Below are 9559 nucleotides of genomic sequence, written 5' to 3'. Positions count from 1 at the left end.
ACGCAGGAGATCGCGGGTTCGAATCCCGTCAGGACCGCCATTTTAATATCGGCTTTGTAGCTCAGTTGGTAGAGCAAAGGACTGAAAATCCTTGTGTCGGCGGTTCGATTCCGTCCAAAGCCACCATCTTTATTAACGACACGATTTTCCCATTTGTGGGGGGGTAGCGAAGTGGCTAAACGCGGCGGACTGTAAATCCGCTCCCTCGGGTTCGGCGGTTCGAATCCGCCCCCCCCCACCACCATAGGGGCATAGTTTAGCGGTAGAACTACGGTCTCCAAAACCGTCAGCGCGGGTTCGATTCCTGCTGCCCCTGTTTACCATGGCGATTGTGGCGAAGTGGTTAACGCACCGGATTGTGATTCCGGCATTCGTGGGTTCAATTCCCATCAGTCGCCCTCTTATTATTGGGCTGTAGCCAAGTGGTAAGGCACTGGATTTTGATTCCAGCACGCGAAGGTTCGATCCCTTCCAGCCCAGCTTTTCAAGCGGAAGTAGTTCAGTGGTAGAATACGACCTTGCCAAGGTCGGGGTCGCGGGTTCGAATCCCGTCTTCCGCTCCAATGAGTGGCGCCATAGCCAAGTGGTAAGGCAGAGGACTGCAACTCCTTTATCGTCAGTTCGATTCTGACTGGCGCCTCCAACTATTTCTCAATTAAATAGTTTTGCAAGAGATTGTGCCGGTGTGGCGGAACTGGTAGACGCGCACGACTCAAAATCGTGTTCCTTTGGAGTGTCGGTTCGATTCCGACCACCGGTATCTTGCGGGTGTAGTTTAATGGTAAAACCTCAGCCTTCCAAGCTGATGACGAGGGTTCGATTCCCTTCACCCGCTTACCAAAAAAGAGCAATGTGTCGTTTTCGCTGACACCTTGCTCTTTTTGTTTAGGAATAGGATTTTAACGAGGAAAGGAGTAGATCGTGATGGTTGGTGTACAATTGAAATTGGCTTTACAGGAGTACGCAGCAGAGATTGGGATCGATGAATTGAAGGTGACGACGGCTGATCCATTTCTTGTCTTAAAACGTCGCTTGCAAGCGCAACAAGAAAAAGGATTCGCTTCTGGTTTTGAAGAGCCCGATCTCGATCTTCGAACGACACCGTCTCTACTCGTTGAAGATGCCGCTTCGATCATTGCCATTGCGGTCGCGTATCCAAGTACTCTCAAAAATGCACCTCGTGGCAAGGAAGGGGAGCGACGGGGAATCTTTTGTCGATCGTCCTGGGGACTGGATTATCATCAGGCGTTGCGCCAACGCTTGAAGTTACTTGAAGAAAAAATTCAAGAATTGAGTCCAGGTGCAAGGACGCGCTCGATGGTCGATACAGGAGAACTCGTCGATCGTGCAGTAGCAGAACGAGCAGGTATCGGATTCAGTGGGAAAAACTGCTCGATCATCAGTGAGGAGCACGGATCCTATCTCTATCTTGGTGAACTGATTACAGATATCGTCCTACCTCCGGATCAGCCAGTCGAAGAATTGTGTGGGACATGCAATAAATGTATCGATGCTTGTCCGACGGATGCGCTTGTTGAACCTGGCGTCATCGACGCTAAGCGGTGTATCTCGTTTTTGACACAGACGAAAACGTTACTTCCAGAACCGTTTCGGATGGCGCTTGGTAACCGTCTGTATGGTTGTGATACTTGTCAGCAAGTATGCCCATATAACCGGAAAAAGAACGCGACACATCACGTTGAATTACAACCGGATCCAGAACAAGTCAAACCGCTCTTAGTTCCACTCTTATCCATGAGTAACCGTGAGTTCAAGAGCCGCTTCGGGACATTGTCTGGTGCGTGGCGTGGAAAGAAGCCGATTCAACGTAATGCGATTTGTGCGCTTGTTCATTATCGGGATAAGAGTGCCATCGACGCGCTTCGATCGATGGCGGAAACGGATGCCCGCGAAGACATGCGGGCGCTTGCACTCTGGGCAGTTGGTCGGATCGGCGGAATTGATGAGAAATCGTACATCGAATCACGTCTTTTAGCCGATACTGCAGTGGATGTGCAGACGGAAGGACAACGGTTACTTGAGGAGTGGGGGGAAGCAGATGCCATTTCAACAGCTCACTTATGAGTTCGGTACGTTGCTCGTCGCATGGGAAAAAGAGCACATCGTATATCTCGACTTTGGATTGAATGAAGAGCGTGCTCGGACCTATTTAGCAGAAGAGACAGAAGAAGGTACATTACCGAAATCTTGGCGCATGGCGTTCGATCATTACGCACAAGGAGATGTACGAGCGCTTGATGTGCTTCCATGTCAATTGCGTGTCACACCATTTGCAGAGCAAGTGCTACAAGCTTTACGAACTGTTCCGTTCGGTCAGACAATCAGTTACGGTGAACTGGCTCGAATGATTGGAAAACCAAAGGCAGCACGAGCTGTTGGTGGTGCGTTGAATCGGAACCCGATCGCATTAATTTATCCGTGTCACCGTGTCATCGGAGCGACTGGTAAATTGACGGGTTTCGCAAGTGGGATTGCCCATAAAGAAGCGCTTTTAGCGCATGAGACAGGAGAGAATTAAACCATGGCTATTCATGTTGTTATGTATCAACCGGAAATTCCACAAAACACGGGAAATATTTCACGCACATGTGCAGCGACGCATTCCGTCCTTCACTTGATCCGACCGCTCGGCTTCTCGACGGACGATAAGCAGCTTAAACGTGCAGGTCTTGATTACTGGGAATTCGTCGATGTCCGTTACCATGATTCGTTAGAAGAACTGTGGGAGAAGCATCCGGAAGGTATTTTCTACTATATTACGAAATATGGAGAACAGTACCCGAGCCAAATTGACTTATCGGATGTTGAACAGGATTATTTCTTCGTCTTTGGTCGGGAAACAAAAGGATTACCGCTTGAAGTCATCGATGCGAACGCAGAGCGTTGTATCCGTCTACCCCAATCAAACCTCGTTCGTTCACTGAACGTCTCGAACACGGCAGCGATCATCGTCTATGAAGCATTGCGTCAGCAAGGCTATGCAGGACTATTGTAAGAAAGATAAGCAAAAGCTCCATCCTGAAGTAGGATGGAGCTTTTATGAATTATTCGTTACCTTCAGGTTTTTTGTTGTAGCCTGCAGTGAAGATTGCTGTCAAAAACGCAAGACTTACGCCGACCATTAAGATAAATGCCATTTTTGTTTCCCCCTTCAGTCTCTTGAACCGATATAATCTATTATAGTATACCTGTAAGTGAAATTGTGTGCTACATATGAATTTTCTATGAATGGAGACTCCACATGCGTACGAACGTTTACCTATTAAGTTATGCTCCGCTGATCAGCATCTTGTTATTTAGTACGTCCCTTGCCATCGCTACAACAGAACTTGCCTTGCATTGGCTCGATCAAGTCGGTGTGTATGATGAATTGTTGCAACTCTTGACGGCACGCGATACGAAGCTTGTCGTTTGGCTCGGCTTCCTAATCGTTTATTTCATGATTTTTAGTTCGCTTAAACTATTATCGGACACGATCAATCAGCTCGGTTTCGCCTTTTTCATCAAGGAACAAGAAGGAACGACACTCGGTATGCTACGTCCGGGAAGTATTCTCCTACTTATCGGAGGGTGTGTCAGCTTCGCTTTCATGACGTCTTTCTTGCATGTCGGAATCGTGTTGCTTGCATCCTTCTTCATCTATTTTATCTTTTACACGGTACAGATTAGTAAGATGACGAGTGCAGCAGGAGCCGTCGGTTTGATCATCTTTTCTTTCTTAGCATGGGGTGTGTTGCTTGCTGGTCTATCGTGGGTTGGGTTAACTTTATTTAATTCCTTCGGGGAAGCAATTTTATTTCCGAGTTGACTCAAGGGCGTAAAATCGTTGCCCACGTCTTGACCTGTAACGTTGCATTTGCTTCGATAGGGAACGGACGCGGGCGATCAGCCCCTAGCCAAATTCCTCCGATGTGCTGATTTTTGATACCAACGAACCACATATCCTTATTGTCGTTCGTTGTTCCTGTTTTTCCTCCGATATAGCGAGCAGATGAGTCATATCCTTTGCGTCCCGTTCCGTAGGTCATGACATTTTTTAAACCAATACGTAGTTCTTGGTTCGTCTGACTGGACCAAATCCGTTGTTCCTTTTCTTGTGGTCGTTCGACCGTTCCATTTCGAAACGTAATACTTTTAATCATCGATGCCGGTCGATAGAGACCATCATTAACAAATACGGTATAGGCATTTGTCAGTTCATATGGACTGATGCCGTACTGCAAACCGCCTAGAGCACTCGTAAACGCATCATCTTCACGTGTCCATTGACTGAAATGAAACGGACGGATGGACTTTAATCCTTCCCGGAATGAGACGGCGAATGCGCGAATTGCGGGTGTGTTATAGGAATAAGCAATCGCATCGGCAATCGTCACTCGTCCAAGTATTCGATTCCCACTATTTGAAGGGCAGTATCCACCGATACAGATCGGACTACCGTCTATCGTACTGGACAATCGGGCTTTCGTCTTCTCGAGGTAAGGTCCATAAACAAGCAACGGTTTGATGGCTGAACCAGGTTGTCGGTAGGATTGTACAGCTCGGTTGAACTGACCCGTCAAATCAGATTTATAGCCGACAAGAGCCGTGACTCCGTGTGTCTGTCCATCGATGCCAACATAGGCTCCTTCAATCGGGTCTGGTAGACGACGAAGGGCTTCTTTAGCTCGTCGTTGCTCTGCTGAGTCGAGATATGTCGAGATGACTGCTCCCTGTTGATGCAGATATTCTGCAGCTCGCTTCTCACTCCAACCGTGTTTTTGAGCTGTCATCCGAACGGCAGCTTGAACGGTCGCATCGATATAATCTGGATAAGGGACACGCGGTTTATAGGATCGGGGCGACACATTAGAAACAGTAAAATCCTTAGTCAGTACACGATCGCGTACTAATGCTTGAGCGATTCGTTGCTGACGTTTTTTTGTGTTTTCGGGAAAACGAAGCGGGTCGTAGAGTGATGGATTATTCGGAATCGCTGTCAGAAAACTGACTTCTGACCAATTCAACTCTCGTGCCGACTTATTGAAATAGGATTTTGCGGCAAGTTCGATTCCATAAATATTATTCGCGAAATAGGCTTGATTGACATACGCTGTCATCAGTTCTTTTTTTGAGTATTTCTGTTCTAAAGAGATTGCAATTAGCAATTCTTTTATTTTTCTGGTATATGTTTTTTCGTTCGATAGATAGGTCATTCTTGCTAGTTGCTGTGTGATCGTACTCCCACCTTGCGACTTGGAATCGGACTGGTTTTTTGTGAAGGCACGTAAGATTCCTGTGATGTCATATCCGTCATGTTGATAAAATCGTTGATCTTCGATTGCTACAAACGCTTGTTCTATTTTTTTCGGTAATGTTTGAGGCGTCAAGTCATCTCGTCGCAATCCGTCATAGAGCTCGACGCGTTTATTTTCATACGTGACAGTAATCGGTTGGTAGGAGGTCAATGGATGTCGTGTTGTCTGTTCATCGGCCCAGAAAAAAAGAGTACGTGCGGACTTCAACTCATCCTTAATGGAGAATAAGGAAAATAAAAGCATCGCCGCTAGACCAATGAGTACGAGATATCCGGTTGTGATTCGCATGAGAACTCCTTTCAAAAAGCCATTTCATTCCTATTATCGGTCTTTTATGGAGAAATCAGTAGATTTTTTTTCGATTTTTGTATTTTAATAAACCTATTTGCAGGAATGTTATATTAAAAAGAGAAAAGATTGGGTATATAGAAGTATCTGTGGATTTTTTGAAAGTGGTTAGATCTGAAAAAAAGAGCATAAATGGAGGGGACGAAATGGCTAAAAAGAATGTCGTTGCGATGTTACTTGCAGGCGGAGAAGGGAAACGTCTGGGAGCTTTGACGAAACATACTGCAAAACCAGCTGTCGCATTTGGAGGAAAATATCGGATCATTGATTTCCCATTATCGAACTGTACGAACTCAGGAATCGATACAGTCGGTGTATTGACGCAATATGAACCACTTGAATTAAATCGCTATCTCGGCATCGGGAGTGCGTGGGATTTAGATCGACGTAATGGTGGTTTAACGATCCTACCTCCTTATCAAGCACAGAACGGAAAGAACTGGTATGAAGGAACGGCGAATGCCATTTATCGCAACATGAGTTATATCAACCAATTCGACCCTGACTATGTACTCGTCCTATCAGGCGACCATATCTATAAAATGGATTATGAACAAATGATTGAAGAACATCGTCTTGCTGGAGCGGATGTGACGATCTCCGTTCGTGAAGTGCCGTGGGAAGAAGCACCGCGATTCGGAATTCTCAATACCGATGATGATCTCCGAATCAACGAATTCGAAGAAAAGCCTGAGAATCCTAAATCCAATCTCGCATCGATGGGAATATACGTCTTTAACTGGGATGTGTTGAAGCGTCATTTGATTCAAGATGCAGGGGATGCGGAATCAAGTTTCGACTTTGGTAAGAACATCATTCCGAACATGCTCTTTGAAAATCTGAACATTCGTGCGTATAAATTCAAAGGATACTGGAAAGACGTCGGAACGATTCAATCGCTTTGGGAAGCAAACATGGATTTATTGACGGCAGAACCAGAATTCGATTTATACGATCCATCTTGGAAAGTCTATTCAGTCAACCCGAATCAACAACCTCAATACATTGGAAACGCTGCAACGGTCGAGTCATCCATCATCAATGAAGGATGCCATATCGAAGGTGAAATCAATCATTCGGTCCTCTTCCATGGCGTAGAAGTAGCAGAAGGATCACTCGTCAAAGACTCGGTCATCTTCCCGAACGTTAAAATCGGACGAGATGTCACGATTCACCGGGCGATTCTAGCAGATGGTGTCATCGTTGAAGATGGTGCGACGATTGGTTCTCCGGACGGAGAAGTCTTCGTCATTGAAGCAGATAGTATCGTCAAAAAGAACGAAGTCATCAAAGAAGCGATTCAATAAGGGGGATATTCGAATGAAGGTCGATTTATTAGGTGTCATCAATCTAAGTGGTGAAGAAGGATTTTTCAAGGAATTGACGGAGCATCGTAACTTAGCGGCTGTGCCATTTGCGGGCCGTTATCGATTGATTGATTTCACATTAACGAATATGGTACAAAATGATATTGCAAACATCGGGATTTTTACGCTTGAGAAATACCGTGGGATGATGGATCACCTCGGCTCAGGCAAAGAGTGGGATCTTGACCGTTCAAATGGTGGACTCTATATCTTCCCACCTGCATTGTCACAAGATGCGAACGAGTTCCGGGGAGATCTCTCGAACTTCCATCTCCACCGTGATTTCTTCCTTCGTAGTAAAGAAAACTATGTCGTCGTCTCGGGTTCAAACATCTTATCAGCGGTAGATTATCGTGACGTTCTACGTGAACATAAAGAATCGAATGCGGATATCACGGTCGTGTATACGAAGCGTGAACTACCATGTAAATACTGCCGTCCAATCCGTTTTGGCGAACAAAATCGCGTAACTGCGATCGGATCACGAGGGTTCCAACCAACAGATGAGACGTTCTACATGGAGACGGTCGTCCTATCGAAGAATCTCTTCGTTCGCCTAATCGATGAAGCAATCGCACGTGGTGAGTACGATTTACTTCAAAGTATCATTCGTTCGCAACTTAATCGCTTGCACGTGCACGGATATGAGTACCGTGGAACATCACAAGTCATTCACTCGCTTCGTTCGTACTACCGTGAGAGCATGCTGTTACTTGAACAGTGGGGAGCAATCAACGACTTCCAACACGTTTATACGAAAATCAAGCATGAACCGCCGACGCGTTACTTACCGGGTTCTGCCATCAAGAACTCACTCGTTGCAAACGGTTGTAAGTTAGAAGGCACGACGACGGATAGTATCTTGTTCCGTGGTGTCAAAGTCGGAAAACATGCGCGTGTCAAAAATTCGATCATCATGCAAAAATCAGTCATTGAAGAGGGCGCGGTCGTCGAATACGCGATTCTCGATAAAGAAGTTACTGTCAAACGCGGTCAAGTCATCCGCGGAACGGCAGAAGAACCAATCGTCATCAAAAAACAAACAATCGTTTAAAGGAGATGTCATTCATGAAGGTATGGTTTGCTGCCACGGAAGCGACACCCTTCATCAAGACAGGGGGGCTAGCTGACGTCGTCGGCTCGCTCCCTTTAGCGCTTGCTGAGGAAGGGGCGGACGTTTCGGTCGTCTTACCCAATTACGGTCAAATCAAAGAGCAATATAAATCCGAGATGGAGTTCTTGTTCGACTTCATCGTGCCAGTCGGCTGGCGCCAGCAATTTGGTGCTGTCCTTCGATTGAAACAAGACGATGTGACGTTCTATTTCATCGATAATGAGTACTACTTTAAACGCGACGGCGTCATTTATGGACATTACGATGATGCGGAACGATTTGCCTATTTCTCACGTGCCGTCCTTGAGATGATTCAACATCTGGATCGAAAGGAAGTACCGGACGTCATCCATTGTCACGATTGGCAAACAGGTGTGATTCCAGCGTTCTTACGCATCCATTACCAACATCTTGAGCGTTATCAAGACATTAAAACGGTCTTTACGATTCACAATCTACAATATCAAGGTGTCTTCCCGGAAGAAGTGCTCGGTGACTTACTTGGTTTGAGTCATGAACATTTCACAGCCGATGGGATCGCTCACAACGGTCTCGTCAATTATATGAAGGCAGGACTTGTCCACTCCAACCAAATTACGACAGTCAGTCCATCGTACCGTGATGAAATCATGGATCCGTATTACGGTGAGACACTGGAACCAGTCTTGCAACATCGCGCCGTCGACGTGCGCGGAATCTTGAACGGGATCGACTATCGTCAATTTGATCCTGCGCATGATACGCATCTCGTTGAGACGTATTCCGTTGATACCGTCACGGAAGGAAAAGCAAAAAACAAGGCTGCTTTACAAGAAGAATTAGGCCTCCCGGTCAATCCGGACATACCACTGTTCGGATTCGTTTCTCGTCTTGTCGACCAAAAGGGAATCGACTTACTCGCGCATATTTTACCGGAATTATTTGAACTCGATGCGCAGTTCATCATTCTCGGATCGGGCGAAGCGGAATATGAAGGGCTGTTCCATCATGCGACATCGATTCGTCCAGACAAAATCGCTTCTTATATCGGATTTGACGCTGGTCTTGCACAACGGATTTACGCAGGTAGCGACGCCTTCTTGATGCCGTCGCGTTTTGAACCGTGTGGTCTCAGTCAGTTGATTTCGATGAAATACGGCTGTTTACCGGTCGTCAGGGAAACAGGTGGGCTCCGTGATACGGTCAAACCGTTCAATCAGTTCACGTTAGAAGGAAATGGATTCTCGTTCGCGAATTATAATGCACACGAGTTTTTAGAAGCGATTAAACGTACGATTGAGGTCTACCATGATCGACCAGTCTTTGAGCATTTGATTGAGACAGCGATGAATGAGGACTTTAGCTGGTTGCGTTCAGCCGACGAATACTTGGCGTTATATCGTTTGATTGCACCGTCCGCCACTTGATCGTAT

8 protein-coding genes and 9 tRNA genes are annotated in these 9559 nt (G+C 46.2%); 16 read left to right on the top strand and 1 reads right to left on the bottom strand.

The window, feature by feature from the left end; genetic code table 11:
• The first annotated feature begins 50 nt into the window (after nucleotides 1–50).
• The 13 genes from ACHWTJ_RS13065 (at nucleotide 51) to ACHWTJ_RS13005 (ending at nucleotide 3829) form a co-directional block, all read left to right on the top strand.
• Nucleotides 51–126, top strand: a tRNA-Phe gene (locus ACHWTJ_RS13065).
• A 31-nt stretch (nucleotides 127–157) separates the two neighbouring features.
• Nucleotides 158–241, top strand: a tRNA-Tyr gene (locus tag ACHWTJ_RS13060).
• A 4-nt stretch (nucleotides 242–245) separates the two neighbouring features.
• Nucleotides 246–316 (top strand) — tRNA-Trp (locus ACHWTJ_RS13055).
• Nucleotides 317–325: 9 nt separating this feature from the next.
• A tRNA-His gene (locus ACHWTJ_RS13050) sits at nucleotides 326–398 on the top strand.
• Nucleotides 399–408: 10 nt separating this feature from the next.
• Nucleotides 409–480: transfer RNA gene (locus ACHWTJ_RS13045), tRNA-Gln, on the top strand.
• A gap of 8 nt (nucleotides 481–488) precedes the next feature.
• A tRNA-Gly gene (locus ACHWTJ_RS13040) sits at nucleotides 489–563 on the top strand.
• A 6-nt stretch (nucleotides 564–569) separates the two neighbouring features.
• A tRNA-Cys gene (locus ACHWTJ_RS13035) sits at nucleotides 570–643 on the top strand.
• A 36-nt stretch (nucleotides 644–679) separates the two neighbouring features.
• A tRNA-Leu gene (locus ACHWTJ_RS13030) sits at nucleotides 680–760 on the top strand.
• Nucleotides 761–764: 4 nt separating this feature from the next.
• Nucleotides 765–835 (top strand) — tRNA-Gly (locus tag ACHWTJ_RS13025).
• An 89-nt stretch (nucleotides 836–924) separates the two neighbouring features.
• The gene (gene queG / locus ACHWTJ_RS13020; RefSeq protein WP_294751783.1) at nucleotides 925–2085 is read left to right on the top strand and encodes a tRNA epoxyqueuosine(34) reductase QueG; all 1161 of its coding nucleotides are present in this window, start codon (nucleotides 925–927) and stop codon (nucleotides 2083–2085) included.
• Nucleotides 2060–2539 carry a methylated-DNA--[protein]-cysteine S-methyltransferase gene (locus ACHWTJ_RS13015; RefSeq protein WP_394679821.1) on the top strand — a complete coding sequence of 160 codons (480 nt, stop codon included), beginning with the start codon at nucleotides 2060–2062 and terminating at the stop codon, nucleotides 2537–2539. Before queG ends, ACHWTJ_RS13015 begins: the two co-directional genes overlap by 26 nt.
• 3 nt (nucleotides 2540–2542) lie before the next feature.
• Entirely contained in the window at nucleotides 2543–3016 is a 474-nt protein-coding gene (gene trmL / locus ACHWTJ_RS13010) for a tRNA (uridine(34)/cytosine(34)/5-carboxymethylaminomethyluridine(34)-2'-O)-methyltransferase TrmL (RefSeq protein ID WP_023467320.1), read from the top strand.
• A 246-nt stretch (nucleotides 3017–3262) separates the two neighbouring features.
• Nucleotides 3263–3829, top strand: coding sequence for a DUF5366 family protein (locus tag ACHWTJ_RS13005; protein WP_294743301.1), 567 nt, complete (start codon nucleotides 3263–3265; stop codon nucleotides 3827–3829).
• A gap of 1 nt (nucleotide 3830) precedes the next feature.
• Here the strand turns inward: ACHWTJ_RS13005 and ACHWTJ_RS13000 are convergent, their stop codons facing one another.
• A complete protein-coding gene (locus ACHWTJ_RS13000; RefSeq protein ID WP_394679820.1) occupies nucleotides 3831–5606 on the bottom strand; it encodes a transglycosylase domain-containing protein in 1776 nt (591 codons plus the stop codon).
• 206 nt (nucleotides 5607–5812) lie between these two features.
• Between ACHWTJ_RS13000 and ACHWTJ_RS12995 the strand changes: the two genes are divergently transcribed.
• From ACHWTJ_RS12995 to glgA, 3 genes are read left to right on the top strand one after another with little or no spacing between them, the layout of a single operon-like run.
• On the top strand, nucleotides 5813–6973 hold the full coding sequence (locus ACHWTJ_RS12995) for a glucose-1-phosphate adenylyltransferase (RefSeq protein ID WP_294743298.1): 1161 nt from the start codon (nucleotides 5813–5815) through the stop codon (nucleotides 6971–6973).
• A 13-nt stretch (nucleotides 6974–6986) separates the two neighbouring features.
• A complete protein-coding gene (glgD, locus tag ACHWTJ_RS12990) occupies nucleotides 6987–8087 on the top strand; it encodes a glucose-1-phosphate adenylyltransferase subunit GlgD (RefSeq protein ID WP_035409446.1) in 1101 nt (366 codons plus the stop codon).
• Between the two features lie 14 nt (nucleotides 8088–8101).
• Nucleotides 8102–9553 carry a glycogen synthase GlgA gene (glgA, locus tag ACHWTJ_RS12985; RefSeq protein ID WP_394679819.1) on the top strand — a complete coding sequence of 484 codons (1452 nt, stop codon included), beginning with the start codon at nucleotides 8102–8104 and terminating at the stop codon, nucleotides 9551–9553.
• The last annotated feature ends 6 nt before the right edge of the window (nucleotides 9554–9559 follow it).

Source organism: uncultured Exiguobacterium sp., from assembly GCF_964277885.1.
In the GTDB taxonomy this organism is placed as follows: Bacteria; Bacillota; Bacilli; order Exiguobacteriales; family Exiguobacteriaceae; genus Exiguobacterium_A.
The sequence above is the reverse complement of the archived record's forward strand: the minus strand, read 5'-3'. Positions and strand labels throughout refer to the sequence as shown.